Below are 25,672 nucleotides of genomic sequence, written 5' to 3' on the forward strand. Positions count from 1 at the left end.
CAAGGTCGACACCGAGATCCCGTCGCCGGTTGCCGGTGTGGTTCAGGAGATCGTGGCCGGCGAGGACGAGACGGTCGCAGTCGGCGCCGTGCTCGCACGCGTCGGCTCCGGCGCTGCCCCCGCCGCTGAGACCCCGGCTCCCGCGCCCGCAGCCGAGGCACCCGCTGCGCCTGCGGCTCCCGCGCCCGCCCCCGCAGCCGAAGCGCCCGCTGCTCCGGCTCCTTCCGCCGCTGCGGCTGCTGCGGCTGCTCCGGCTCCTGCGGCTGCTCCGGCTCCCGCCGCTGCGACGCCAGCCGAGGCGAAGCTCGCGCTCCCGACCGAGAGCGACAACCTCTACGTCACACCGCTCGTGCGTCGTCTGGCCTCCCAGCAGGGAGTGGACCTGGCTTCCGTCACCGGAACCGGTGTCGGCGGTCGCATCCGCAAGGAAGATGTCCTGAAGGCTGCGGAGACGGCGACGGCAGCGCCCGCCGCCGCGGCTCCTGCTGCTCCCGCGCCGCTCGAGGTCTCGCCGTTGCGCGGCACGACACAGCCGATGTCGCGGCTTCGCAAGGTCCTCGCGAAGCGTGCCGTCGAGTCGATGCAGCAGACGGCCCAGCTGACCACGGTCGTCGAGGTCGATGTCACCGCACTCGCCGACTACCGCGACAGCGTGAAGGCTTCTTTCCTCGAGAAGACGGGTGACAAGCTCTCCTTCCTGCCGTTCTTCGCGCTCGCAACCGCAGAAGCGCTGCAGGCGTTCCCGATCGTGAACGCGACGGTCGACGGCGAGAACATCGTCTACCCGGCCAGCGAGAACGTCTCGATCGCCGTCGACACCGAGCGTGGACTGCTCACGCCGGTGCTGCGCGACGCCGCCTCGAAGAACATCGCGCAGATCGCGCACGAGATCGCCGATCTGGCTGCTCGCACCCGCGACAACAAGCTGAAGCCCGACGAGCTGGCCGGCGGAACTTTCACGCTGACCAACACGGGCTCCCGCGGCGCGCTGTTCGACACGCCTGTGGTCTTCCTCCCGCAGTCGGCGATCCTGGGCACCGGTACCGTCGTCAAGCGCCCCGGACTCGTCAAGGTGGGCGGCGCGGATGCGATCGCCGTCCGGTCCTACGTGTACCTCGCGCTGTCCTACGACCACCGGATCATCGACGGCGCAGACGCGGCACGCTTCCTCGGTGCCGTGAAGGCCCGCCTCGAGGCTGCGCAGTTCGCCGCTCAGCTCGGAGCCTGACCGACACGAGTCACCCTGGCTGATCCGCGACGTCATAGACGTCGCGGATCAGCCATTTCTCGTCTGTGCGGAAAAGGACGACGATGGTCTCGTCCGAGGACGCGGCGTCGGCCATCCCCGCATCGCTCTCGGGGATCGCACGCAATCGCATGACCGCCACGTCGCCATAGGCATCGACCAGCTCGGGTGCCGTCGGAACGCGGGTCTTCGCGCTGAGCGCATCGACGATCCCCTCCGCATTCCCGGCCACGGCGCTCTGACACGCGCCGTCTCCATCGGCGCTGCACTGCGCGATGATCCGCAGGAGCGCTGACAGCGCCGCGACGGGATCGTCGGCCGCAGCAGACCTCGGCTGCGTGGTCTCGCTCTCCGCGACATCCGTCGCACGGGGCGTCGGAACGTCGGACGCCTCCCCGGAGGATGCCGGCGCCGGTGTGTCCGTGTTGCCGGGCGCGCCACGGGCGCTTGTCTCCGACTCACCACCGGGAAGGAGCAGTCCTCCCACCAGCACAGCCGCCGCGGCGCCCCCCGCGATGGCAAGGGAACGCAGACGGACCTTCGAACGAGCCGTCGATCGCTCGCATCCCCTCCTCGGCCGTGTGGATCGTCCGTGAGAATGTTGCGCCCCTTTCTCCGAGCGCGCGCGCAGCTCGATGATCGCCTTCTGCACCACGTCGACGATCGCGCTGATGGCGCGGGTGCGACCCGCGTCCCGATGGCGGACCCGGTCCGCGCGCAGGAGCGGCGCTCTCTCCCGAGCCACGGCGACGCGGGGACCGACCGCCCGAGCGACATCCCGAGCCCGCTCCGGGGTGTGGAACTCGCGCCGGAGAGGCTGCGGCGCAGCGACGTCGAGCACCATGGTCTCCCATGCCTCCGTGAGCTTGCGAGGCAGACGCGGCTGAGCGAGAGTCTTGTGCAGCCCCTCTCCGATGCCCGACAGGGCGCGACGGACCACCTTGTCCGCGGTCTGATCGCCGAGAAGCTCGACGAGCTCCACCACACCGGCCCTGGCATCGGGGCCCTCCCCGATGACGAAGACAGGCCGCCCGCCGTCGGTGAGCCACCACGTGCCCGTGTGCACCCCATCGATCCCTTCTCCCAACTCGTCGAGTCCACGAAGGAGGCTGACGACGAGAGTGCTGATCTCCCCCGCAGCGATGCCCGATCCCGCTGACTCTCGACGGCCCAGGTAGCCGCGCACCCGATCCGTGCACCACGGGAGCAACGCGTCGTGACCATCCCGGCGCCGGCTGACGTCGATGGGAGCGGCGATGTGTTCCGTCCCCGAGTAGCGCCATCCCGCCCATCCGCCGAGGCGCGCGACATCCACTCTGACGACCACCTCATCGCCGTGGGTCACGAGCGTGCCCGAGAATGGCCCCTCCGCGGGATCGAGGGTGCGCACCACACGGTGCGCCCGCGGAACGAGCGGCGTTCCTCGACCGTCGTCGATCGCGATGTCTTCCATTCCTCCATCTCACCGCGGAGATCCTCCCGGAAGCCGCCAGGGCGGAGCGTCGGGACGGATCCCCTCTGATGCCTCTGCAGTGCAGGAGGAGTGGAATCCGGCCGCTCCGCTCCACGCGAACGCCGACATCACGAGGTCGTCAGACTCGGTAGGCTGGTGCTCATGGCAAAGCGTGCTCCTGAACCCGAAAAGCGTCCTGGGTTCTTCTCCCAGATCAAGTCCCTCTTCCGGTTCACACGTGAGGCCTACTCCTGGCTGCCGTGGGCACAGGCTGCGATCCTCATCGGCGGCGTCCTGCTCGGGCTCGTCGCGGGTTATCTGATCCCTCCCTTCCAGGTATGGACGCTCGTCCTGTGGGGCATCACGGGTCTGATGCTCGGCATCCTCGGCGCCCTGTTCCTGATGACGCGGCTCTCGACCTCTGCCATGTACAGCAAGATCGACGGCATGCCCGGTGCGACCGGCCACGTGCTGAGCACCAGCCTTGGTCGCAGTTGGCAGGCCTCAGAGACTCCCGTCGGCATCAACCCGAAGACGCAGGAAGCGGTCTACCGCACCATCGGCCGCGGCGGCATCGTCATCGTCGGCGAAGGCGCACGCGGGCGACTGACCCGTCTCGTGAACGAGGAGCGCAGCAAGGCCCAGCGCGTCGCGCACGGCGTCCCGGTCACCGTTCTGTACGTCGGACACGGTGACGACGAGGTCGCGATCGCCGACCTCTCGAAGACGATCAAGAAGCTCCCCAAGGCGATCGACAAGGCGACGATGGCCGCGGTCATCCGTCGCGTCGACTCGGTGTCGCAGTCGCTTTCCTCGCTGCCGATCCCGAAGGGCATCGACCCGACGAAGGTCCGTTCGCAGCGCCCCCGCTGAGTTCCGACCCGCGGAGGCCCGAGCGCGGCCGTCCCTCCTCCGAGGGGCGGCCGCGCTCTCGCGTCCACCCGGAGCGCCCGACTCGGTATGTCTCACCGGCTATGTTCAGCGCGGCAATCGGCATTAGACGAGCATGACCTGTCGACCGTAGCTTCGGTGACATGGCAACGACGCGCACTCCGGAGATCACCCACTTCATCGCAGGACGGGCGATCGAGTCGGGGACGACGTACGACAACGTCAGCCCCGTCGACGGGACCGTCGTCTCGACGGTGCATGAGGCCGACGAGGAGACGGTCGGTCGCGCCGTCGGCGCAGCTCGGGCGGCGCTCGGTGGCCCCTGGGGCGAATGGACGAGCACCCAGCGCGTCACCGCGCTCCGGCGCGTAGCCGACCTGATCGACGAACGCGCAGAAGCGTTCGCACGTGCGGAGTCGGCCGACACCGGGAAGCCGCTGGCGCTCGTCCGCGAACTCGATGTCGCCCGGGCGGCCATGAACTTCCGATCCTTCGCCGACACGCAGGCGGCGACGGGGCTCGATTCCTATCTCACCGAGTTCGCCGACGGACGCACAGCGCTCAACTACGCCGTGCGCCGCCCCCTGGGGGTCGTCGCGATCATCGTGCCGTGGAACCTCCCGCTGCTGCTGCTGACCTGGAAGGTCGCTCCGGCGCTGGCTGCCGGCAACACCGTCGTCGTCAAGCCGTCGGAAGAGACGCCGACGACGGCAGCGCTCCTCGCCGAGGTCATCCAGGATGCGGGCATCCCCCGGGGCGTCTTCAACGTCGTCCACGGACACGGGGCCGTCGGTGCCGCACTGGTCCGCCATCCGCTCGTCGACGGAGTGACGTTCACGGGATCGACCGCGACGGGCTCGGCGATCATGGCCGCCGTCGCGCCCCGCGTCAAGCCGGTGTCGTTCGAGCTGGGCGGCAAGAACGCGGCGATCGTGTTCGCGGATGCCGATCTCGATCGCACCCTGGACGGGCTGGAGAGGTCGATCTTCCTCAACACCGGCCAGGTCTGCCTGTGCACGGAACGCGTCTACATCGAGAAGTCGATCTTCGACGACTTCACGAGGGAGCTCGCGAAGAGGGCTTCACAGCTCACGCTGGGTCGGCCGGAGGCGGTCGAGACGACGACGGGTCCGCTCATCTCGCGCGCGCACCGGGCGAAGGTCGAAGGATATCTCTCGCTCGCCCGCGACGAGGGCGCCGAAGTCATCGTGGGCGGCGAGATCCCGACGTTCGGAACCGAACTCGACAACGGAGCGTGGATCGCCCCGACGCTGTGGACAGGGCTCTCGAACGAGACGCGCACGATGCGCGAAGAGATCTTCGGGCCGGTCGCGGGACTTGTGCCGTTCTCCGGCGAAGCGGAGGCGATCGCGCTCGCGAACGACACCGACTACGGCCTCGCCTCCTCCGTGTGGACCTCCAACATCGACCGCGCGCACCGTGTGGCGGGACGCATGCGCGTCGGGATGTCGTGGGTCAACACCTGGTATCTGCGCGACCTGCGCTCACCCTTCGGCGGCGTCGGTCTCTCGGGGATCGGCCGCGAAGGCGGGGCTCATTCACTCGCCTTCTACACCGAGCCGACGAACGTGGCGATCCAATGGTGACTCCCGAGATCGCGCCGAATCATGGTGGGGCGGCGGCGGCGCTGCGTGCCGCTGAGGCCGACCGTGAGCCGGTGCCGCCGCTGCGCGAATGGCTGCCGTCCGGAGACCAGGTGGGCGCCTATGCGGTGCAGGCGTACAACGAAGCTCTGCGGGTCGCCGCGGGTGATCGGGTGGTCGGCCGCAAGATCGGGTTGACCTCGGATGTCGTGCAGAGACAGCTCGGCGTCAGCACGCCCGACTACGGCAGCATCTACGCAGACTCGCGCTTCGGCGATCGAGAGCCGGTTCCGCTCGGCCGGTTCATCGCCCCTCGGGTCGAAGCGGAGATCGCGTTCGTGCTCGGTGCGGATCTGACACAGGACCACCCCAGTTACGCCGACATCGTGCGGGCGACCGACTTCGTGCTGCCGGTCATAGAGATCGTCGATTCGCGGATCGTCGATTGGCGCATCTCGATCGCCGACACCATCGCCGACAACGCCTCGTACGGCGGCTTCGTCCTCGGCGGACGTCCGACGAGCCTCCGAGACATCGATCTCCCCGATGTGGCGATGACGATGCGGCAGGGCGATGAGGTCGTCTCGACGGGAGCAGGTGTGGCCTGTCTCGGCAATCCGATCGTGGCCGTGCAATGGCTCGCCCGCGCGTTGCGGCGCGAATCCGTGTCGCTTCGGGCAGGCGACATCGTGCTGTCGGGAGCGCTCGGGCCGATGGTCCCGGTCACTTCGCCGAGCACCTTCACCGCACGGTTCCGTGATCTCGGTTCGGTTTCAGCAGTCTTCGAAGGAGAAAAGGCATGACAAGACATCAGGTCGCGATCATCGGATCCGGCAACATCGGCACCGATCTGCTCGAGAAGATCCGGCAGCTCTCCGACTCCCTCGAAGTGGCCGTCATGGTGGGGATCGATCCGGACTCGGCGGGCTTGGCGCGAGCGCGCGGCGCCGGCATCGCGACCACGTCGGATGGCATCGACGGCCTTCTCGCTATGCCGCAGTTCGAACGGCTCTCCCTCGTCTTCGACGCGACATCGGCAGCGGCTCACGCGAGGAACAGCGCAGCGATCGAAGGTCGCGGCATCACGATGATCGACCTCACACCGGCGGCCATCGGGCCCTACGTGATCCCCTCCGTCAACCTCGACGAGCATCTCGAAGCCACGAACGTCAACATGGTCACGTGCGGCGGCCAGGCGACGGTCCCGGTCGTCGCAGCGATCTCCAGCGTCACCCCCGTGGCGTACGCCGAGATCGTCGCCTCGATCTCCTCGGCTTCGGCCGGACCGGGGACGAGAGCGAACATCGACGAGTTCACGGAGACGACATCGGCGGCGATCACCGCGGTCGGCCGAGCGCGGGCCGGCAAGGCGATCATCGTCCTCAATCCCGCCGACCCTCCCCTGCTGATGCGCGACACGGTCTTCGCCCTCGTCGAGCACGCCGACGAGGATGCGATCCGCGCGGCGGTCGAGACCGTGGTGGCGGAGGTCGCCGAGTACGTGCCGGGGTTCCGGCTCAAGCAGGCGGTGCAGTTCGACCTCGTGGAGCACGAGTACGTCCCCGCGCTCGACTCCCCGTTCGCAGGGACGAAGGTCTCGGTCTTCCTCGAGGTCGAGGGCGCAGGACATCATCTGCCGCCGTTCGCCGGCAACCTCGACATCATGACGTCGGCGGCGATGCGCACGGCGGAACGCATCGTCGCGAAGAGAGGGGTCGCAGCATGACCGCCGCGCTCGTTCCACGGGACATCTACGTGCAGGATGTCACCTTGCGTGACGGCATGCACGCGGTCCGACACGACTATTCCCTCGCGGAGGTCCGCTCGATCGCCGGTGCCCTCGACGCCGCCGGCGTCGAGGCGATCGAGATCGCGCACGGTGATGGGCTCGGCGGTTCGAGCGTCATCTACGGCCAGGGTCGACACAGTGATCTCGCCTGGATCAGTGCGGCTCGTGAGGTGGTCACCCGCGCGAAGCTCACGACGCTGCTCCTCCCTGGCATCGGGACCCTGCGCGATCTGCGAGCCGCGCGGGACGCCGGTGTCGAGAGCGTCCGCGTCGCGACTCACAGCACGGAGGCGGACGTCTCCCGTCAGCACATCGAGTGGGCCCGTGAGAACGGTATGGATGTCTCCGGGTTCCTGATGATGAGCCACATGAACACCCCGGCCGGGCTCGCACAGCAGGCCAGACTCATGGAATCGTACGGCGCCCACTGCGTCTACGTCACCGACTCCGGCGGCCATTTGACGACGTCGGGCGTGATCGAGCGCGTCGAAGCCTATGGGGATGCCCTGCACGACTCGACGCAGATCGGCATCCACGCCCACGAGAACCTGTCGCTGAGTGTCGCGAACTCGATCGCCGCGGTGGAAGCCGGCGCCTTCCGCGTCGACGCATCGCTCGCCGGACAGGGTGCCGGAGCCGGGAACACGCCGCTCGAGGCGTTCGTGGCCGTCGCGAACCTCACGGGTATCCGACACAGCACCGATCTCGACGCGGTCGAGGATGCGGCAGAAGACCTCGTGCGGCCGCTGCAGCGTCGGCCGGTTCGGGTCGATCGCGAGACGCTGTCCCTCGGCTACGCAGGCGTGTACTCGAGCTTCCTTCTGCACGCGGAGCGCGCGGCGGAGCGCTACGGCCTCGATGTGAGGGACATCCTGATCGAGCTCGGCGCACGGGGCATGGTCGGCGGTCAGGAGGACATGATCGTCGATGTGGCCCTCGACCTCACGAAGGTGCAAGGCGGGACGCGATGAGCATCGACGAACTCGCCGCCCGTATCGCCTCGGCGACCGCGGAGTCGGCCCCCATCCCGCAGCTGTCCTCGCAGATCGATGTCTCGCTCGACGACGCGTACCGGATCCAAGCCGCCGGCATCGCCGCACGTCTCGCGGCCGGCGAGCGGGTGATCGGTGCGAAGCTCGGATTCACCAGCAGGGAGAAGGCTCGGCAGATGGGGGTCGACGACGTGATCCTCGGCACCCTGACCGATCGGATGGCTGTGCCCGATGGCGGGGTGTTCCGCCGCGCCGCGCTCATCCACCCGCGAATCGAGCCGGAGATCGCCTTCCGGTTCCGCACCGCGCAGTCCGCCCGGGTGCTGTCCGAGGGCGATGCCGATGCCGCCGACATCGATGTCGCCGTCGCTCTCGAAGTGATCGACAGCCGCTTCGCCGACTTCCGATTCGACCTCGCCGACGTCGTGGCCGACAACACGTCCGCCGCGAGATTCGTCCTCGGTGCGTGGATGCCGCTCGCGGCGCTCGGCGGCGCTTCGGCCCTCGGACTCCGAGCCGTCCGGATGGAGATCGACGGCAGCGTCGTCGCCGCAGGCTCGACCGACGCGATCCTCGGCGACCCCTGGCGAGCGGTCCGCAGCGTCGGAGAGAAGCTCGCCGCGCTCGGCGGGAACCTCGACGCGGGTGCGGTCCTGCTCGCGGGAGCAGCGACAGAGGCCGTGCCGCTCCCGCCCGCGGGGGTCGTGACCGCCGCCATCGCGGGGATCGGCCGAGTGAGCGTGGAGGTGACGCCGTGAGCGCCGAATCGAGAGTGCTGGCCGACAAGGCGACCCCGCGCGGGGCGTTCCCGCACCTGAAGCGCGTCGGCGACCACGTGTACGTCTCCGGCACCAGCTCTCGTCGGCCGGACAACACCTTCGACGGTGCTTCCGCCGATGAGTTCGGGGTGACGACGCTCGACATCAGGGCTCAGACCCGAGCCGTCATCGAGACGATCAGCGACGTGCTGGAGAGCGTGGGCAGCGACAGGTCGGATCTGGTCCAGCTGACCGTCTATCTCGTCAACATGAACGACTTCGGTGGCTACAACGAGGTGTATACCGAGTACTTCGACCAGTCGGGCCCCACACGGACGACCGTCGCCGTGCATCAGCTCCCGCACCCGCACCTCCTCATCGAGATTCAAGCCGTCGCTGTGCTCGGCACAGGACAAGAAGGAAAGGAAAACACATGAGCACACCATTCCAGGCGATCAACTTCGCGAAGTGGATCGAGGAGAACGAGGCGTCCCTCAAGCCGCCCGTCAACAACAAGCAGATGTTCGACCCGATCAACGACTTCATCGTGCAGGTCGTCGGTGGACCGAACCAGCGCACCGACTTCCACTTTGACCCCTATGAGGAGTGGTTCTACCAGCTCAAGGGCAACATGCACGTCAACGTCATGACCGAGAACGGTCCCGAGCGCATCGACGTCAAGGAAGGCGAGATGTGGCTGCTTCCCGGCAACATCTACCACTCGCCGCAGCGCCCCGAGGCTGGCTCGATCGGCATCGTGATCGAACGCATCCGGGAAGCGGGACGACTCGAGAAGTTCGCGTGGTTCTGCCAGAACTGCAACCACAAGGTGTACGAAGTCGAGCTGAAGGTGGACGACATCGTCGAAGACCTGCCGCCCGTCTTCGAGCAGTTCTACGGCAGCCAGGACGCGCGTACCTGCGACAACTGCGGCAGCGTCCACCCGGGCAAGGGCTGACATTGCCCGGAACCATCGACATCCACACCCATGTCGTCCCGCAGCAGTGGGACGACATGGGGGCGGACTTCCCGACGATCCGCATCGACTCTGAGCATGCGGCCACCATCATGCTGCGGGGCAAGGAGTTCCGGTCGATCACCGATCAAGCCTGGAGCGTCGAGACGCGACTGGCCGACATGGATGCGGACGGTGTCGACGCCCAAGTGATCTCGCCGACGCCCGTGTTCTTCGGCTACGACCAGCCGATGCCTCGAGCCGCGGGGATCGCGAGCATCTTCAACGACCTGATGTTGGAGATGAGTTCCCAGGCACCGGAGCGGCTCATCCCGTTCGCCCAGGTTCCCCTCCAGGACACCGATGCGGCGTGTCGAGAGCTGGAGCGGGCCGTGGCCAACGGGCACCGCGGCGTCGAGATCGGCAATCACGTCGGCGATCGCGATCTCGACGACGCCGGGGTGATCACGTTCCTACAGCACGCCGCGTCCCTCGGCGTACCGGTGTTCGTGCACCCGTGGGACATGGCGTCGAGTCCGAGACTCGATCGCTGGATGGCGAGGTGGCTCGCCGGCATGCCGAGCGAGACGCACCTCTCCCTCCTGGCCATGGTGTTGGGCGGGACGTTCGATGCGGTCAGCACGGATCTGAGGATCACCTTCGCGCACGGTGGAGGATCGTTCGCGATGTGGCTCGGTCGGTTCGAGAACGCCTGGCACCGCCGCGGCGACATCGTCGCGACATCGGAGCGACCGCCGTCGGCCTACGTCGGCAGGTTCAGCGTCGACTCGGTCGTGTTCGATCCGAGCGCGCTGCGCTTGCTCGTCGACACGCTCGGTGCCGCGAACGTGATGGTCGGCAGCGACTACCCGTATCCGCTCGGCGAACGTCCGGTCGGTGCGGTCGTCGACGACTCGCACTTCTTGACGGACAGCGATCGCGACGCGATCCGCTTTGAAAACGCACGACGCTTCCTGGCATCACCGACGATGGTGATGGACCCGAAGCGCTCAACTGGAGGTATCTGATGACCGATGCATACACGTTCGTCCTCATCCACGGCGCCTGGCACACGGGCGAGCACTGGGCTCCCATCCGGGCGCATCTCGAAGCCGGTGGGCACACGGTCCACACCCCGACCATCGCCGGCCATGGCGACGGTCGGGCGCAGACCACGCACGCCGAAGGCGTGCAGTCGGTCCTCGACTATCTGGATCTCCACGGACTCGACGATTTCATCCTGGTGGGGCACAGCTTCGCAGGGACGGTGCTGACGAAGGTGGCGGAGGCGATCCCGGACAGGATCAGGAGGCTGGTGTTCTGGAACGCCTTCGTGCTCGCAGACGGCAGCTCGATCAACGACGAGTCCCCTCGCTCCTACGGCGAGTTGATGCAGGCGACAGCGGTGGACGGCATGTTCTCGATGCCGCTCGACCTCTGGCGGCAGGCCTTCATCCAGGACGCGGAGGAAGACCTCGTGCTCCGTTCCCACGCGACCCTGGTTCCCGAGCCGCTCACGATGCTCGAGACCAGGTTGGATCTCACACGATTCCATCAGCTCATCGCCGAGCAGAGGCTGCGTACGAGCTATCTCAACGCCACCGAGGACCTGGCCATGCCTCCGGGCGAGCACGCATGGCATCCCCGGTTCAGCGATCGGCTCGGCGCTCCCCGCATCGTGATGATGTCGGGCAGTCACGAGACAATGTTCTCGAACCCCGATCATGCGGCCGAGAAGATCCTGGAGGCCGGGCGCGACTGACCCCGAGGAGGCATGGTGATCAGCGGAGAGCGACTCGTCGATGGACGACTCAAGATTCGTCACCTGGTGCTGGTCACCACGATCCTGGACGCCGGTGGCGTCGCCGCAGCCGCGAACCACTTGCGAGTGACGCAGCCCGTCGTCACCCGCGGTCTGAAAGAGATCGAGGACGTGCTCGGCACGCAGCTCTTCGGCCGAGGGCCGCGCGGAGTGACGCCAACGCCCGCGGGCCTCGCCTTCGTCCAACACGCACGGTCCGTGCTCGCCGAGATCAGGGCGAGCGCGGACCACCTCAACTGGCTGGAAGAGGGCAGCGCGGGAGTCGTCCGAGTCGGCACCCACACCGCCGGCGCGAACCTCCTGCTCCCGCAGGCGATCGCACTGCTCAAGCGCGGGAGACCGCGGCTGCTCGTGAGCGTGCACGAGGCGACACCTGACCGATTGACGAACCTCCTGATCGCAGGAGAGGTCGATCTGACGGTCGGGCGTCTGCCCGCCCAGCCTGCGTCGGGGACGCGATCGATCCGGCTGCACCCGGAGCCGATCGTGATCGCGGTGCGTGCCGGGCACCCGCTGGCGGGGAAGCGGGTGCCGATCGGTGACCTCCTGGCCTCGCCATGGATCTTCCCGGGTGCGACGACAGGATTGCGCAGAGAGCTCGACGAGAGCTTCTCGAAGCTGGGGCTCGGTCTGCCCGCGGATCTGATCGAATCGAGCTCGATCGCGACGACCCGCGGACTGCTGCTCGAGTCCGACCTGGTGGCCGCGGTTCCGGCGCTGCACGTGTATCCCGACGATGCGCTGTCGACGATCGACGTCGATGTCCCCGGTATCCGACGAGTCGTCGGTGCGAGTCTGCGCGAGGGCAGGAGCACGCCCCCGGCGGTGACTCTCATGATCGACTCGCTGAAGGCGGCCGCCGGCCAGATCGTGGCCAGATATCCGCAGGTGGGCCTTCTGGACGAGTGATCTGACGGATGCGCAGCGCGGCCGTCCCTCCTCCGAGGGGCGGCTGCGCTCTCGCGTTCACTCCGAGAGCGGCTGCCGGGGCAGACGACGCACCTTCGCACGGCGGCGGCGCCGCTCGGGGATCATGGATCGCATCTCGTCGAGCTTGCCGAAGCAGAACAGCCGGTCGTCGGCTTCGAGCACGACGTGCTTGCGGGGATTCGGGATCACGCTGACGCCGCGGTGCAGCGTGAGGACCGTGATGTCCCGCTCCCACAGTCCCGCCTCGCCCAGCGTCTTCCCGACCAGGTCGACCGCACCGTGCACCATGAGCTCGGCGACACCGTAGCCCGTCGAGACCGTGAGACGCTGGCGCACGTCGATCTCCGGAAAAGCGACCTGCCCCGCGATGTAGTCGATGATGGCACCAGCGACATCGAGCTTCGTCGCGGTCTCGATGCCCTGGAGTCCGGGCGAGGAGTTGACCTCCATGACCAGCGGACCGTCTTCGCCCTCGAGCATGTCGACACCCGCGACCCGCAGGCCCATGATCTGCGCAGAGCGCACCGCCGCGCGCTCGTAGACGGGATCGAGTTCGACCGCCTCGACGGACCCTCCTCGGTGCACGTTCGATCGGAACTCGTCACCGGCAGCGGAACGTCGCATCGCGGCGACGACGCGGTCGCCGACGACCAGCGCTCTGATGTCGCGTCCGCGGCTCTCCGCGATGAACTTCTGGATCAGCACGTTCTGCTTGGTCGAGTGCAGGGTCTCGATGATCGCCTCGGCGACCTTCACCTGCGGAGCGAGGATCACCCCGATTCCCTGGGTGCCCTCGAGCAGCTTGATGACGACCGGGGCTCCGCCGACCCGTTCGATCGCCGGTCGCACATCCGCGCGGTTGCGCACGAAGGCCGTCGGCGGCATCGCGATGTTGTGGCGCGAGAGGATCTGATTCGCGCGGAGCTTGTCACGGGCGCTCGAGATGCCGTTGGCGGTGTTCGGCGTGTAGACGTCCATCTGCTCGAACTGACGCACGACGGCCGTGCCGAAGTAGGTGATCGAGTTCCCGATGCGAGGGAGGATCGCGTCGTAGTCGCTGAGCTGTCGTCCTCGGTAGTGCAGGTCCGGTTCATCGGCCGTGAGGTCGATGGCGAAGCGCAGCGTGTTGAGCACCTTGACGTTGTGCCCTCGCTGGAGCGCGGCTGCACGCAGACGCTGGGTGGAGTACGCCTGCGGCGCGCGGGAGAGCACTGCGATCTTCACGGGGGATTTTTCCTGCCAGGATGTATCAGGTGAGTAGGACTACCCCCCATTCAAACACCCTTACGGGGTGGCGAGAATGGGTGAGCCTGCCCGATCTCGGGGTGGATTGGCTGAAGGCCAAGATCGACACGGGTGCGCGCACCTCATCGCTGCACGCTTTCGACATCGTGGAGTTCGAGCAGGACGACGAGCCCTGGGTCCGTTTCAAGGTCAAACCCTGGCAGGACAGCCAGGAAGACGCGGTCGTGGTCGAGTGCCCGATCCACGACCGTCGTGCCGTGCGGAGCTCGTCAGGGCATGCCCAGGAGCGGCTCGTGGTCGAGCTTCTGATCCGGCTCGTGGATCGCGAAGTGCTCGCGGAGGTCACGCTGAGCAACCGTGACGAGATGGGCTTCCGGATGCTCATCGGGCGTGAAGCCCTGCGCCGCGGCTACATCGTCGACCCCGCCCGTTCCTTCCTCGGCGGACGAGCACCGCGCGAGGCGCGTCGGCGCAACCGCGGCCGCGACTGACTCCGTCGGGCGGAGCCGTCAGGTGCGGATGAGAACCGTGCCGACCGCCTTGTCGTGCAGACCGCGCTGGTCGGCGTCCCAGATCACGGCGGGTACGACGACCACGAGCAGGAGCGTGCGGACGATCGGGCGCCACAGCCCGACCCAGCTCCCGTCGAGACGGGCGAGACGCATGCCGAGGATGCGGTGCCCCGGGCTGCCGCCTGCGGTCGGGATGAAGACGATCTGCAGCACGGCGAACACCAGCATCGGGGCGAACTGGGTCAGACCCGCTTCCGTCGGCAGGGCGAACTGATTGAACCCGAGGAATCCGGTGGCGATGATCGTCGCCGCCGTGTAATCGATCAGAAGGGCGCCGATCCGGCGGCCGGGACGGGCGATGCTCCCCGAACCGGATTCGGGGAGTCCGAGTCGTTCACCGGGGTACGCGTTCACTGCATCCGTCACTCCCCCAGCCTACCGAGCGTGAAATGAGGTGCTGACGCCCTCACGCTCGTAACACGCCCGAAACAAAGCGGATACCGTAGAGAAATCCCCCGTCCGTACTCTGCAGAGTGGCCGTGAAGCCATCGATCCGCATTACAGGAGTCGTACATGTTCAAAGATTCGTCCGAGGTACTGACCTACATCAAGGAGAACGACGTCAAGTTCCTTGACATCCGTTTCACCGACCTCCCGGGTGTACAGCAGCACTTCAACATTCCTGCATCGACGGTCGACGAGGCTTTCTTCACCGACGGTCAGCTGTTCGACGGCTCCTCGATCCGCGGCTTCGCGAGCATCCATGAGTCCGACATGCAGCTCATCCCCGACGTCACGACGGCGTACGTCGACCCGTTCCGCGAGGCGAGCACGCTCGTCATGCTCTTCGACATCTACAACCCGCGCACCGGCGAGATCTACTCCAAGGACCCGCGTCAGGTCGCCAAGAAGGCCGAGAAGTACCTGGCCTCGACCGGCATCGCCGACACCGCGTTCTTCGCCCCCGAGGCCGAGTTCTACATCTTCGACGACGTCCGCTACAACGTCACCTCGAACTCCAGCTTCTACAGCGTCGACTCCGAAGAGGGCGCCTGGAACACCGGTCGCGAGGAGGAGGGCGGCAACCTCGGGAACAAGACCCCCTACAAGGGCGGGTACTTCCCGGTCAGCCCGGTCGACAAGACGGCCGACCTCCGTGACGACATCACCTTGAAGCTGATCGACGCCGGTTTCATCCTCGAGCGCTCGCACCACGAGGTCGGCACGGGCGGCCAGCAGGAGATCAACTACCGCTTCGACACCATGGTGCACGCGGCTGACGACATCCTGAAGTTCAAGTACATCGTCAAGAACACGGCCGAGGAGTGGGGCAAGGTCGCGACCTTCATGCCCAAGCCCCTCTACGGTGACAACGGCTCGGGAATGCACACGCACCAGTCGCTGTGGAACGACGGCAAGCCGCTGTTCTACGACGAGGCCGGCTACGGCCAGCTCAGCGACATCGCGCGCTGGTACATCGGCGGCATCCTGGCGCACGCGCCCGCCCTGCTCGCCTTCACCAACCCGACGCTGAACAGCTACCACCGTCTGGTCAAGGGCTTCGAGGCTCCCGTCAACCTGGTCTACTCGGCCGGCAACCGCTCCGCCGCGATCCGTATCCCGATCACGGGCTCGAACCCGAAGGCGAAGCGCATCGAGTTCCGCGCACCGGATGCTTCGGGCAACCCCTACCTCGCCTTCGCCGCGCAGCTCATGGCAGGCCTCGACGGAATCAAGAACCGCATCGAGCCGCACGAGCCGGTCGACAAGGACCTCTACGAGCTTCCCCCCGAGGAGGCCAAGGACATCCCGCAGGTCCCGAACTCGCTGCTCGACTCGCTGGACGCCCTGGCTGCCGACCACCAGTTCCTCCTCGAGGGCGGCGTGTTCACCAAGGAGCTCATCGAGACCTGGATCTCCTACAAGTACGAGAACGAGATCCTGCCGATGGCGCAGCGTCCGCACCCGTTCGAGTACGAGTTGTACTTCGGGGTCTGATCGCCCTTTCGAAGCGACGACGAACGCCCGCCAGGGTCCTCCTGGCGGGCGTTCGTCGTGATCCCGGACGACATCACGCGGTGCGGACGATCGCCGGGGGCTCGTAGGTCCCGTTCAGCACCGCCTCCCCCGGGATGTACATGCGGATGATCGGCCGGAACTCTCCGGACGGCGTCGGCAGCCAGTTGGCCCGCGCCAGGGAGTCCTCGGGTGCGGAATGGCTCATGGTGATGGTCAGCGAGCCGTCGTCTCCATAGACGATTCCCGGCGTCCGGTCCCCGAGCGAATATCGGTCGATCGGGTTGTCCACCAGGAAGAACTCCGGCAACGAGTACATCGTCACGGACCAGAACGCGCCGACCGGGGGCGGCGGCGCGAGGTGGAGGGTGTAGTTCCTCTCCCCGGTGAGCTGCTCCCCGCGATCGTCGACGTACGTCATGATGTACGCCGCCTCGTAGCCGTGATTGCCCCAGAGCCCCGCCTTGGCCGATCCTGCTCGCAGAGCCAGGCGCTGAAGCCCCTCGGGTGCTTTCCACTGAGGGTCGTCCAGTGCACCGATCTGGAAGAAGTCGAGGTTGTAGTCGAACACATGCAGAGTCATCTGCCAGCCGTTGATCACGGGAGCGGATCCGGACTGAAGGATCGCATCGAGCGCAGCGCTTCCCTCCGCGAACGCATCCTCGAGACGGGCCACGGCGGTCTCGCCGAGTCCGCCGACCGGAGCCTCGCCGGTGATCCCGAGTTCGACGAGCGTGGCCTCGAGCGCACGGTCTCGCGCCGCGCCGGGGAAGGCCCGCGACCACACGCGGAACTGCTCCCAGAAGTCCAGAGCCTCGGATCCCTGCGGCGCGGCGTCGGGAAGCCCCTGTCCGGCAACTCCGGTCAGCGACATCGCGTCCTGCAGCGCATGAACGGCCGGAAGATCAGCATCGCCGTCGACGGCCCAGCGACCGACGAGCGAGACGACATCTGTCGGCGCATCGATCTCGATGACGTCGGGGACGGCCTGCGTCTCGGACCGAGTCGACGGTCCCCGCAGGACCACGTCCTTCGCCCCTCCGCCTGTCGCACGGGTGCCCACGTACGCGAAGTTGTTCGTCCACGCATCGACGAACTGCATCACGTGATACCGATCCCCCGCGTCCGGCAGATGCAGCCGTACGGGACCAGCGCTCAGATCGATCTGCGCGAAGGAGTACACCGTGTCGTTGTTGATCGAGACGAAGTCGTCGTCTGCGCTCGCGAGCGTGCGGGCGTGGGCGATGGCGTTGAGAGGGGTCGCCGCCATGGTGCCGATGCCGTTCTGCACCGAACGTCGAACCTGTCCGAGATTGAACACCAGCGGGAAGGCATACAGGTAGGCGGTGACGGCGAGGGCGTCGCGGTGGGGAGCGTGTTCGGTCATGGCTCATCTTCTCGTCGAACGAGGGGGCGCGCCAGTGCCCGTTCCCGGCTTGACCCGGTGGACTCGCGAGTGATCAACTGGTGAGTCTGAGCATCGACCGGGGGAACCATGCGCCGTAGAAGAGTCATCGTGAACACCGACGCACACACGCCGGTCGCCGCCGCACCGTCTCAGCCCTCGAACGCGGTCGTTGCATATGCGAGGACCAACCCGTTCATGTTCGGCCTGCTGGGCGCCCTCGGGGTGCTGGTCGCCCTGGCCATCGGCGGAGTGATCGGCCAGCTCGCGACCGTCTTCGTCTACATCGGAGTGGCGGTCTTCCTGGCCCTCGGCCTCGACCCGATCGTCTCGTTCATCGAGAAGAAGCTCCCGCGCGCCGCCGCCGTAGCCATCGTCGTCGCTGCTGTGCTCCTCGCGTTCGCCGGCATCATCCTCGCCATCGTCCCGCTCCTCGTGGAACAGGTCGGCAACCTGATCAAGGACGGGCCGAAGATGGTCGAGGACTTCATGGCCAGCGCCTGGTACGAGGACGTCAGCAGCCAGTTCGGCACCATCGACGACGCCGTTCAGGGCGTCCTCGGGTTCTTCAAGGATCCCAACAACTTCTTCGACATCGGCGGCGGCGTCTTCGCGGTCGGCGCCGGTATCGCCGGCGGCTTCACCGGTGTCACCATCGTCCTGATCCTGACGCTGTACTTCATGGCATCGCTGCGCAGCATGAAGCACCTCGCGGCACGCTTCGTCCCGGCGTACCAGCGGGACACCTTCAGCGGCCTCCTCGAGGACGTCTCCGGGGCCGTGGGCCGCTATGTGATGGGCCAGGCCAGCCTTGCGCTGATCAACGGCATCCTGAGCCTGATCTTCCTCACCATCATCGGCGCGCCCGTTCCGGCGCTGCTCGCACTCATCGCCTTCATCGGGTCGATGATCCCGTTGGTGGGAACGCTGACGGCGTCGATCATCAACTCTCTGATCTGCCTCTTCGTCTCCCCCGTGACGGCGCTCGTCGCGATCATCTACTACCTGATCTACATGCAGATCGAGGCCTACATCCTCTCGCCGCGGATCATGAGCAAGGCCGTCGCGGTGCCGGGAGCGCTCGTCGTCATCGCCGCCGTCGCCGGCGGTGCACTCGGCGGTATCCTGGGAGCCCTCGTGGCGATCCCCGTCGCTGCGAGCATCATCATCATCGTGCAGAAGGTGACGTTCCCGGCCCAGGACAGGAAGATCGTCCCGCCGGCATCGGCGCGCTGATCACGGCTCCTGCCGGGGGCACCCTCAGCGGACGAGGAGAGCGCCGGCCTCGACGCGAACGTCGAACGCCGAGACCTCGCCCATCTCCTCGCCGTCGATCTCGAACACGAGAGGTGTCTTGAGCTCGACGGAGATGGTCTCCACCGGGAGGTGGCGTGCCGAGTCGGTGCTGACGGCCTCATCCGTCGCGCCGAACAGGCGACGGATGCCGTTGTCCCACACGAATGATCGCAGCGTATCGAGCCACTGCAGCGCGCCGTCGGCGCTGATCATCAGCACGTCGAGCTTGCCGTCGTCCAGCACGGCGTCCGGCAGCAGTCTGATGCCGCCCTGCACCATCCCGCAGTTGCCGATCAACATGGTGTGGCCCCGCACCGCGACGGCCTTCTCCCCGTCGATCGTGAGGGTGATGTCGGTCATCTCGGTACCGGCGAGAGCGCGTCCCATGGCCTCGACATAGGCGAGCCAGCCCGCCTTGGACTTGAGGTCGTCGTCGGTCTCCACCAGCATCTGGGCGTCGACCCCGAATCCGACCATCACGGCGAACGCGTGCTCGGTTCCGTCGTACGACACCCAGCCGAGGTCGATGCGACGGGGCTCGGCGTCGCGCACCCGCTCCAGTGCGGCCTTCACGTTGTTCAGCGGTACCTCGAGGTTCCGCGCGAGGAGGTTGCCGGTCCCCTGCGGGACGATCCCGAGCGCCGTCTCGGAACCCGCCAACGACTCGGCGACCGCGCGTACCGTGCCGTCTCCCCCGACGGCGACCACGATGTCGCGGCCGTCTTCACGCGCCTCGCGAGCCATGCCGCGACCCGGGTCCTCGGGGGTCGTCTCCCACCAGCGGATGTCGTACCCGTCGTCGAACACTTCGCTCACCGCGGCTTGCAGGACCTCCTGCTCGACCTTCGAAGGGTTCCAGACGATGCCGATTCGCGCGTTGGTCATATCGTCAGCTTGGGACACGACACGCGATACCGCAAACCGACGCTCTCGACTCACCCGTAGAAGAGCTGCTCGAAGGTCTTCCTGGCGCGCCGGGTCACCCCGAGGTAGTCTTCCTCGAGTTCTGTGGCGGAGCGATCGGGATAGCCGAGCAGACGACCGATCGCATCGAGCTGACGGCGATCGGCGGGGAGCACGTCGCTGGTCTGCCCGGTCAGCAGAGTGATCGCTGACCTGAGACGACTGGACAGCAGCCACGCCGCGCGAAGACGCGCGGCGTCCTCCTCTGCGACCAGATCGGCCGCGACGGCGGCTTCGAGCGCACCGAGCGTCGAGGTCGTGCGCAGCCCGGGAACACCGTGCGCATGCTGCAGCTGGAGGAGTTGGACCAGCCACTCCACATCGCTCAGCGAGCCGGGGCCGAGCTTCAGGTGGCGACGGGGATCAGCACCCTGCGGCAGCCGTTCCCCCTCGACCCGCGCTTTGATGCGCTTGATCTCGCGGGTGCCCTGGAGGTCGATGGACTCCGGGTAGCGGATCGTGTCGGCAAGCGCCGTGAACCGGGCGATCAGCTTCGCGCTTCCCGCCAATCCGCGCGCCCGGAGCAGCGCCTGGGCCTCCCACGACAGCGACCAGCGGCGGTAGTACTCCGCGTACGCCTCGATGGAGCGGACGATCGGACCGTTCCGCCCCTCCGGCCTCAGATCGGCATCGAGGTCGAGCGGCAGCCGGTGATCGGTCAGGTGCTCGCGGAGGCCGGCCACGATCTGCGTCGCGAGCTTCTGCGCGCGCTGGGGATCGACACCGTTCGCGTCGTAGACGTACAGGATGTCGGCGTCGGATCCGAACCCCAGCTCGGCACCGCCGAAGCGCCCCATCGCGATGACGGCGAAGTCGAGCGCCTCGTCATCGACCGGGACGACTTCGCGCATCACCGCGCGGAGAGCGGCCTGGATCGTCGCCTCGGTGATCTCCGTGAGTGCGGTGGCGACCTCTTCGATCGTGAGGACATCGAGCACCGCCCCCATGGCCGTGCGCAGGAGCTCTCTCCTCCGCAGCGCCCTGACGGCCCGCAGCGCATCGCCGATCGTCTCATGGCGCGTCTGGATCGCTCTGGCCTCTTCGTCGAGGGCTGCGGCCCCGCGCGGGCGCAGCCGCCCAGCGTTGTCCAGCCAGGCCACGGATTCCGGGATCCACTCCAGGAGCTCGCCGATGTACCGGGAGGATGACAGCAGGCGGGTGAGGCTCTCCGCCGCCCCCGACGAATCGCGCAGCATCCTGAGGAACCACGGGGTGTCTCCGAGACGCTCGCTGATGCGGCGGAAGGCGAGGAGCGCGTAGTCAGGATCGCTTCCGTCGGCGAACCACCGCACCATGATGGGCATCAGGTGTCGCTGGATGGTCGCCTTGCGGCTGAGCCCGCTCGTGAGCGCACCGATGTGGCGGAGTGCGCCCGCCGGATCCCGGAAGCCGATGGCTGCCAGGCGGTCGTGCGCCTGAGCGGCGGAGAGGGTCCGCTCCTCTTCCGGCAGACCGGCGACAGCGCTCAGCAGTGGACGGTAGAACAGGCGCGTATGGATCTCGCGCACCTCACGCCGAACGCTCTCCCAGCGGGCCCACACACTGTCACCGCTCTCCGCGAGGCGTGTGCCCCTCGCCAGGATCCGCAAGCCTGCCGGAGTCCGAGGCATCAGATGCGTGCGGCTGAGCTCTCTCAGCTGGAGGCGATGCTCCATGAGCCGGAGCAGGCGGTAGTCCTCGGCGAACGCCGCCGCATCGACCCGCCCGATGTAACCGCCCTCGACGAGCGCATCGAGGCTCTCGAGGGTCCCGCGCGTGCGCAGCGACTCGTCGGTGAGTCCGTGGACGAGCTGCAGCAGCTGCACGGTGAACTCGATGTCGCGAAGCCCACCCGCCCCGAGCTTCAGCTGATACGGAGCGTCGTCCGGGTCGATGTGCTCCATCACGCGCTCCCGCATGCGCTGCACGCTCTCGACGAAGTCCTGCCGCGCGGCACTGGACCAGATCTTCGGCTGCACCGCGGCGATGTACTCCGCCCCGAGTTCCGCATCTCCGGCGAGGGGACGCGCCTTGAGCAGAGCCTGGAACTCCCAGCTCTTGGCCCAGCGGTCGTAGTACGCGAGATGGGATGCGAGCGAGCGGACCAGAGCACCTTGCTTGCCCTCGGGACGCAGCGCGGCATCGACCTCCCAGAGCGGCGGTTCCACCTCGATCGCGTCGAGGTTCCGCATGGTCTCGCGCCCGAGCCTGGTCGCGATATCGATGGCACGCGCCTCCGTGACGACCTCTTCGTCGCTGCTGCCGCCCACGAAGATCACGTCGACGTCGCTGACGTAGTTCAACTCCCGAGCACCGGCTTTTCCCATTCCGATGATGGCGAGACGGGTCGCCGCCACCTCATCCCGCCCCATCGACTCCTGCACCCGGGTCCGCGCCACCGCGAGCGACGCCTCCAGGGCAGCACCCGCGAGGTCGGCCAGCGCTGCCGACACGGGGCCTACTGCCATCTCCGGTGCCGTGCGCGAGAGGTCGAACGCGGCGATGGCAGCGAGATTTCGTCGGTAGGCGACTCTGAGCGCGACGACCGCGTCGTCCCCACCCGACTGCGCGAACCCGTCGCACGCACCGACTGAGGCCAGCAGCCGCTCCTGGAGCTCCTCGGCCGATGGCAGAGCATCGCGGGGTGCTTCCAGGACGCTCAGCTGGTCCGGGTGACGGAGGAAGAACTCGGCGAGTCCCTCCGAGGCGCCGAAGACCCGCCAGACACCGCGGCGGGTCTCCTCGTCGACGAGGAGCCCGCGCAATGACGACTCATCCCGACGCGCCACGCGGAGCAGCCCGCGGACGGCGGCATCGGGATCCGCGGCATCGGCAGCCTCGAGCAGCACCGTCCGCGGCTGATCGAGAATCTCCGCCAGCTCAGCGAGGCCTGCCGCGGCCTCGCTCAGCTCGGAGAAGCCGAGCCTGGCGAGGGCGGAGAGGGAGACCGAATCGTCAGGACGCGCCATCGGGCGGGTCAGAGCAGCTCGAGGTTGCTCTTCAGCTCGAACGGGGTGACCTGACCGCGGTAGGCCTCCCATTCCTTGCGCTTGTTGAGCAGCACGTAGTTGAAGACCTGTTCGCCCAGAGTCTCCGCGACGAGCTCGGACGCCTCCATGTACTCCAGGGCGTGGTCGAGACTCGCCGGCAGCGCCTCGTAACCGAGAGCTCGCCGCTCGGCGTCGCTCAGCGACCACACGTTGTTCTCGGCCTCCGGCGGCAGATCGTATCCCTCCTCGATGCCCTTGAGCCCGGCTGCGAGCAGGAGCGCGTAGGCGAGGTAGGGGTTCGACGCGGAATCGATGCCGCGGTACTCCACGCGGGACGACTGGCTCTTGTTCGGCTTGTACATCGGCACGCGGACGAGTGCGGAACGGTTCGCGTGACCCCAGGTGACGAAGCTCGGTGCCTCGTCGCCGCCCCAGAGCCGCTTGTACGAGTTGACGAACTGGTTGGTAACCGCGGAGATCTCGTTCGCGTGACGCAGGAGGCCCGCGATGAAGTGCCGGCCCGTCTTCGACAGCTGATACTTCGCGCCCTCTTCGTAGAAGGCGTTCTGGTCGCCCTCGAACAGTGACATGTGCGTGTGCATCCCGCTTCCGGGCTGGTCGCTGAGCGGCTTCGGCATGAACGTCGCATAGACGCCCTGCTCGATCGCCACCTCCTTGATCACCGTCCGGAAGGTCATGATGTTGTCGGCCGTGGTGAGGGCGTCCGCGTAGCGGAGGTCGATCTCGTTCTGACCGGGTCCGCCCTCGTGGTGACTGAACTCGACCGAGATGCCGAGGTCTTCCAGCATCCGGACCGAACGGCGACGGAAATCGTGCGCGGTGCCGCCGGGCACGTTGTCGAAGTAGCCCGCCGAGTCGACGGGCACGGGCCCCTCCGGCCCGAACGACGAGGACTTGAGCAGGTAGAACTCGATCTCGGGGTGCGTGTAGAACGTGAACCCGGCGTCAGCGGCCTTCGCGAGCGTGCGCTTGAGCACGTGACGGGGATCGGCGACGGCGGGCTGGCCGTCGGGAGTCGTCAGGTCGCAGAACATGCGCGCGGTCGGGTCGATCTCGCCGCGCCAGGGCAGCGTCTGGAACGTCGTCGGATCGGGCTGGGCGAGCAGGTCGGACTCGTAGGTGCGTGTCAGCCCCTCGATCGCCGAACCGTCGAACCCGATTCCCTCCGCGAAAGCACCCTCGACCTCGGCCGGCGCGATGGCCACCGATTTGAGAGTGCCGATCACGTCGGTGAACCACAGTCGCACGAACTTGACGCCGCGCTCCTCGATGGTCCGGAGGACGAAGTCCCTCTGCTTGTCCATGGCTACTCTGCGCCCTGGCCCTTTGCGTCGCCCGTGTTCTGGGAGCCCTTGACGTCCCAGCCCTGCTCGACGGCCTCTTCCTCGGCCCAGGCGCGCGAACGCTCCTTGACGACCTCGGGAGCACGACGGGCCTCGGCCTCGGTGTCGAACGGACCGATGCGGTCGATGGAGGGCGAGATCATCCCGAACTCGATCTCGCCGGTCGTGGAGTTGTACCAGTACTTGTGGTCGCCGTCAGACATGTCTGCCCCTTCTTCACGTGATGTCATCGATCCTACTGGCGTGCACCGCGGTCGCTAAGCTATCGCCCATGGCAAAAGCGATCGGCGTCGACATCGGCGGCACGGGTATCAAAGCAGGAATCGTCGACCTCGAGCACGGAATCATGGCGTCCGACCGGGTACGGGTACCGACCCCCGAGGGCGCATCGCCCCAGGACGTGCTCAATGCCGTGCAGACAGTGCTGAAGACCCTCGACGTGCACGACTCGACCCTGCCGCTCGGCGTCGCATTCCCGGCGATCGTCAAGCGCGGCAAGACCCTCTCCGCCGCCAATGTCTCCAAGGAGTGGATCGACTTCGACGCCGAGCGGTTCTTCCGGGACGGTCTCGGTCGCAACATCGTGTTCGTGAACGACGCCGACGCCGCCGGTGTCGCCGAAGCCCGCCACGGAGCGGCCAGGGACGTGCGCGGCTTCACGCTCCTCACGACGCTCGGCACCGGCATCGGATCGGCCTTCCTCTACGACGGCGTGCTCCTTCCGAACACCGAGCTCGGTCACCTCAACTTCGGCGAATACGAGTCGGTCGAGACCTACGCTGCGACGTCGGCACGGGAGCGCGAGAACCTCTCGTGGGCCGAGTGGGCCGAGCGTCTGCAGGCGTTCTACTCGCACATCGAGTTCCTGTTCAGCCCCGACCTGTTCGTCGTCGGCGGCGGCGTGTCGAAGAACGCCGGAGACTTCCTCCCGCTGCTCGACCTGAAGACCCCGATCGTCCCGGCGATCCACCGCAACAACTCCGGCATCATCGGCGCGGCGTCGCTCGCCGGGGACTGACCTTCGACAGGCTCAGCCACCCGGATCCGCACGAAGGCCCCGACGACTCTCCAGTCATCGGGGCCTTCGTGCGTGTGAGGCGAATGGGCCGACCTGTACGCCGGGTTCTGTTCCGGGGTTCTTCGCCCCTTCGACGGCCATCTCTCTCGGCGACACGTTGCCGTGGCACTCTAGCGGTCTACCCGAGGACTCGGCGAGCCGCGTCAACATCCTCTGTCTGACCTTGCTCCGGACGAGGTTTACCTGGCGGGCCATGTCACCATGACCCCCGGTGGTCTCTTACACCACCCTTTCACCCTTACCCCTTGCGGGGCGGTCTGCTCTCTGTGGCACTTTCTCGCGGATTGCTCCGGGTGGGCGTTACCCACCGTCCTGCCCTGAGGAGCCCGGACGTTCCTCGGTACGGTTGCCCGTAACGCGGCCGTCCAGTCGACCCATTCGCCT

Annotated in this window: 24 protein-coding genes and 1 other RNA gene; 16 read left to right on the forward strand and 9 right to left on the reverse strand. The window is 67.3% G+C overall.

The window, feature by feature from the left end:
• The coding region (gene sucB, locus AAY78_RS14845) for a 2-oxoglutarate dehydrogenase, E2 component, dihydrolipoamide succinyltransferase (RefSeq protein WP_046749089.1) at nucleotides 1-1,228 on the forward strand (1,228 nt) is incomplete at its 5' end.
• Between the two features lie 10 nt (nucleotides 1,229-1,238).
• Here the strand turns inward: sucB and AAY78_RS14850 are convergent.
• Entirely contained in the window at nucleotides 1,239-2,699 is a 1,461-nt protein-coding gene (locus tag AAY78_RS14850) for a hypothetical protein (RefSeq protein ID WP_046749090.1), read from the reverse strand.
• Nucleotides 2,700-2,861: 162 nt separating this feature from the next.
• Here AAY78_RS14850 and AAY78_RS14855 point away from each other — a divergent pair, with 162 nt between their 5' ends.
• The 11 genes from AAY78_RS14855 to AAY78_RS14905 all read left to right on the forward strand — a co-directional run bounded on the left by AAY78_RS14855 (nucleotide 2,862) and on the right by AAY78_RS14905 (nucleotide 12,419).
• Complete coding sequence (locus tag AAY78_RS14855) at nucleotides 2,862-3,572, forward strand: DUF4191 domain-containing protein (protein ID WP_046749091.1); 711 nt, start codon at nucleotides 2,862-2,864, stop codon at nucleotides 3,570-3,572.
• Nucleotides 3,573-3,733: 161 nt separating this feature from the next.
• Nucleotides 3,734-5,197 (forward strand): 2-hydroxymuconic semialdehyde dehydrogenase, encoded by a 1,464-nt coding sequence (locus tag AAY78_RS14860; RefSeq protein ID WP_046749092.1) that lies wholly within the window; start codon nucleotides 3,734-3,736, stop codon nucleotides 5,195-5,197.
• Nucleotides 5,191-5,997: a 2-keto-4-pentenoate hydratase gene (locus tag AAY78_RS14865; protein WP_046749093.1), complete on the forward strand. Its 807-nt coding sequence runs from the start codon at nucleotides 5,191-5,193 to the stop codon at nucleotides 5,995-5,997. Before AAY78_RS14860 ends, AAY78_RS14865 begins: the two co-directional genes overlap by 7 nt.
• Nucleotides 5,994-6,920: an acetaldehyde dehydrogenase (acetylating) gene (locus tag AAY78_RS14870; protein WP_046749094.1), complete on the forward strand. Its 927-nt coding sequence runs from the start codon at nucleotides 5,994-5,996 to the stop codon at nucleotides 6,918-6,920. Before AAY78_RS14865 ends, AAY78_RS14870 begins: the two co-directional genes overlap by 4 nt.
• Nucleotides 6,917-7,954 carry a 4-hydroxy-2-oxovalerate aldolase gene (dmpG, locus tag AAY78_RS14875; RefSeq protein WP_046749095.1) on the forward strand — a complete coding sequence of 346 codons (1,038 nt, stop codon included), beginning with the start codon at nucleotides 6,917-6,919 and terminating at the stop codon, nucleotides 7,952-7,954. The genes AAY78_RS14870 and dmpG overlap by 4 nt, the downstream gene beginning before the upstream one ends.
• The gene (locus tag AAY78_RS19755) at nucleotides 7,951-8,733 is read left to right on the forward strand and encodes a 2-keto-4-pentenoate hydratase (protein WP_046749096.1); all 783 of its coding nucleotides are present in this window, start codon (nucleotides 7,951-7,953) and stop codon (nucleotides 8,731-8,733) included. The genes dmpG and AAY78_RS19755 overlap by 4 nt, the downstream gene beginning before the upstream one ends.
• Complete coding sequence (locus AAY78_RS19760; RefSeq protein ID WP_046749097.1) at nucleotides 8,730-9,170, forward strand: RidA family protein; 441 nt, start codon at nucleotides 8,730-8,732, stop codon at nucleotides 9,168-9,170. Before AAY78_RS19755 ends, AAY78_RS19760 begins: the two co-directional genes overlap by 4 nt.
• Nucleotides 9,167-9,691 carry a 3-hydroxyanthranilate 3,4-dioxygenase gene (locus tag AAY78_RS14890; protein ID WP_046749098.1) on the forward strand — a complete coding sequence of 175 codons (525 nt, stop codon included), beginning with the start codon at nucleotides 9,167-9,169 and terminating at the stop codon, nucleotides 9,689-9,691. Before AAY78_RS19760 ends, AAY78_RS14890 begins: the two co-directional genes overlap by 4 nt.
• A gap of 2 nt (nucleotides 9,692-9,693) precedes the next feature.
• Nucleotides 9,694-10,716, forward strand: a complete 1,023-nt coding sequence (locus AAY78_RS14895; RefSeq protein WP_046749099.1) for an amidohydrolase family protein — start codon at nucleotides 9,694-9,696, stop codon at nucleotides 10,714-10,716.
• A complete protein-coding gene (locus tag AAY78_RS14900) occupies nucleotides 10,716-11,450 on the forward strand; it encodes an alpha/beta fold hydrolase (RefSeq protein ID WP_046749100.1) in 735 nt (244 codons plus the stop codon). The genes AAY78_RS14895 and AAY78_RS14900 overlap by 1 nt, the downstream gene beginning before the upstream one ends.
• A gap of 12 nt (nucleotides 11,451-11,462) precedes the next feature.
• On the forward strand, nucleotides 11,463-12,419 hold the full coding sequence (locus AAY78_RS14905; RefSeq protein ID WP_046749101.1) for a LysR substrate-binding domain-containing protein: 957 nt from the start codon (nucleotides 11,463-11,465) through the stop codon (nucleotides 12,417-12,419).
• A 57-nt stretch (nucleotides 12,420-12,476) separates the two neighbouring features.
• On the opposite strand, the gene AAY78_RS14910 is transcribed toward AAY78_RS14905, so the two are convergent.
• Entirely contained in the window at nucleotides 12,477-13,664 is a 1,188-nt protein-coding gene (locus tag AAY78_RS14910; protein ID WP_046749102.1) for a RimK family alpha-L-glutamate ligase, read from the reverse strand.
• A 20-nt stretch (nucleotides 13,665-13,684) separates the two neighbouring features.
• Here AAY78_RS14910 and AAY78_RS14915 point away from each other — a divergent pair, with 20 nt between their 5' ends.
• Nucleotides 13,685-14,176 (forward strand): ATP-dependent zinc protease family protein, encoded by a 492-nt coding sequence (locus AAY78_RS14915; protein WP_171010949.1) that lies wholly within the window; start codon nucleotides 13,685-13,687, stop codon nucleotides 14,174-14,176.
• A gap of 18 nt (nucleotides 14,177-14,194) precedes the next feature.
• Here AAY78_RS14915 and AAY78_RS14920 read toward each other — a convergent pair whose 3' ends face one another.
• Entirely contained in the window at nucleotides 14,195-14,623 is a 429-nt protein-coding gene (locus AAY78_RS14920; RefSeq protein ID WP_046749103.1) for an RDD family protein, read from the reverse strand.
• Between the two features lie 147 nt (nucleotides 14,624-14,770).
• On the opposite strand from AAY78_RS14920, the gene glnA (AAY78_RS14925) reads away from it, so the two are divergent.
• A complete protein-coding gene (glnA, locus tag AAY78_RS14925; protein WP_046749104.1) occupies nucleotides 14,771-16,195 on the forward strand; it encodes a type I glutamate--ammonia ligase in 1,425 nt (474 codons plus the stop codon).
• A 73-nt stretch (nucleotides 16,196-16,268) separates the two neighbouring features.
• Here the strand turns inward: glnA (AAY78_RS14925) and AAY78_RS14930 are convergent, their stop codons facing one another.
• Nucleotides 16,269-17,600, reverse strand: a complete 1,332-nt coding sequence (locus AAY78_RS14930) for a DUF1254 domain-containing protein (protein ID WP_046749105.1) — start codon at nucleotides 17,598-17,600, stop codon at nucleotides 16,269-16,271.
• Nucleotides 17,601-17,729: 129 nt separating this feature from the next.
• On the opposite strand from AAY78_RS14930, the gene AAY78_RS14935 reads away from it, so the two are divergent.
• Nucleotides 17,730-18,854, forward strand: a complete 1,125-nt coding sequence (locus AAY78_RS14935) for an AI-2E family transporter (protein ID WP_231589727.1) — start codon at nucleotides 17,730-17,732, stop codon at nucleotides 18,852-18,854.
• A 24-nt stretch (nucleotides 18,855-18,878) separates the two neighbouring features.
• On the opposite strand, the gene AAY78_RS14940 is transcribed toward AAY78_RS14935, so the two are convergent.
• From AAY78_RS14940 to AAY78_RS14955, 4 genes are read right to left on the reverse strand one after another with little or no spacing between them, the layout of a single operon-like run.
• Nucleotides 18,879-19,799 (reverse strand): diacylglycerol/lipid kinase family protein, encoded by a 921-nt coding sequence (locus AAY78_RS14940; RefSeq protein ID WP_046749107.1) that lies wholly within the window; start codon nucleotides 19,797-19,799, stop codon nucleotides 18,879-18,881.
• 50 nt (nucleotides 19,800-19,849) lie between these two features.
• Nucleotides 19,850-22,825: a bifunctional [glutamine synthetase] adenylyltransferase/[glutamine synthetase]-adenylyl-L-tyrosine phosphorylase gene (locus tag AAY78_RS14945; protein WP_046749108.1), complete on the reverse strand. Its 2,976-nt coding sequence runs from the start codon at nucleotides 22,823-22,825 to the stop codon at nucleotides 19,850-19,852.
• Nucleotides 22,826-22,833: 8 nt separating this feature from the next.
• Nucleotides 22,834-24,171 carry a type I glutamate--ammonia ligase gene (glnA, locus tag AAY78_RS14950; RefSeq protein ID WP_046749109.1) on the reverse strand — a complete coding sequence of 446 codons (1,338 nt, stop codon included), beginning with the start codon at nucleotides 24,169-24,171 and terminating at the stop codon, nucleotides 22,834-22,836.
• Between the two features lie 2 nt (nucleotides 24,172-24,173).
• Entirely contained in the window at nucleotides 24,174-24,413 is a 240-nt protein-coding gene (locus AAY78_RS14955; protein WP_046749110.1) for a hypothetical protein, read from the reverse strand.
• Between the two features lie 68 nt (nucleotides 24,414-24,481).
• Between AAY78_RS14955 and ppgK the strand changes: the two genes are divergently transcribed.
• Entirely contained in the window at nucleotides 24,482-25,228 is a 747-nt protein-coding gene (gene ppgK, locus AAY78_RS14960; protein WP_046749111.1) for a polyphosphate--glucose phosphotransferase, read from the forward strand.
• Nucleotides 25,229-25,308: 80 nt separating this feature from the next.
• On the opposite strand, the gene rnpB is transcribed toward ppgK, so the two are convergent.
• Nucleotides 25,309-25,665: RNase P RNA component class A (gene rnpB, locus AAY78_RS19340), an RNA gene on the reverse strand.
• Between the last annotated feature and the right edge of the window lie 7 nt (nucleotides 25,666-25,672).

The sequence above is a fragment of the Microbacterium sp. Ag1 genome, from assembly GCF_001005635.1.
Lineage (GTDB): Bacteria > Actinomycetota > Actinomycetes > Actinomycetales > Microbacteriaceae > Microbacterium > Microbacterium oxydans.